The organism is Alcaligenes sp. EGD-AK7 (genome assembly GCF_000465875.3).
Lineage (GTDB): Bacteria > Pseudomonadota > Gammaproteobacteria > Burkholderiales > Burkholderiaceae_B > Alcaligenes > Alcaligenes phenolicus.
Genome location: NZ_AVOG02000041.1, coordinates 1 through 660, shown reverse-complemented (window position 1 = coordinate 660; position 660 = coordinate 1). Strand labels below are relative to the sequence as shown.

Here is a 660-nt window from a genome sequence, read left to right as displayed (position 1 = left end):
CCCACCACCGGCCACTCCAGGTCTTGGCCGCCATCTCCTGGGCGGCGTCCTCGAATCCATCGGCAGGATTGCCTGGAACGATATAGAAACGCCAGACCTGTTTGCCGGTTTCGGCATCGTAGGCAGTTACATACCCACGCATCGGACCAAGTTCGGTTCCGCCATTGCCGACGAATACCTTGCCGTCGAAGGCCTTGGGATGGCCGGTGATATTCAACGGCTGGTCGTGATCGAATGTACGGGTCTGCCAGACTTCCTTGCCGTCCTTTCTGTTGATTGCAATCAGACGGCCGTCCCAGGTGGCAATGAACAACTTGTCGCCGTAGGTTGAAAGGCCCCGGTTATGCTTCCAGAAGACCTTCTTCATATTGTTGTCGAGGATCTCTTTGGAAACTTGCGGATCGTATTCCCAAAGCTTCTTTCCCGTGCGGGCATCGAATGCACGCGTTCTGTTCATTTCGCCCACATAGTACATAACGCCATCGACCACCAAGGGCGTTCCGACCATATCTGAGCGGTCAGGTAGCGGCGCATACCATTCAGGTTTAAGTTGGCGGACATTATCTACGTTGATGTCCTTGAGCGGGCTGAACCGTTGTTCGGAATGCGTTCGCCCATACGCCAGCCAATCAGCGGTATTTGATTCATCGGACAATTCCT

1 protein-coding gene is annotated in these 660 nt (G+C 54.4%); it reads right to left on the bottom strand.

All coding sequences use genetic code 11. From position 1 onward, the window contains the following. Window positions 1-660, bottom strand: a 660-nt coding sequence (locus N879_RS14410; protein WP_031232853.1) for an outer membrane protein assembly factor BamB family protein, incomplete at both ends; no start/stop codon positions are given.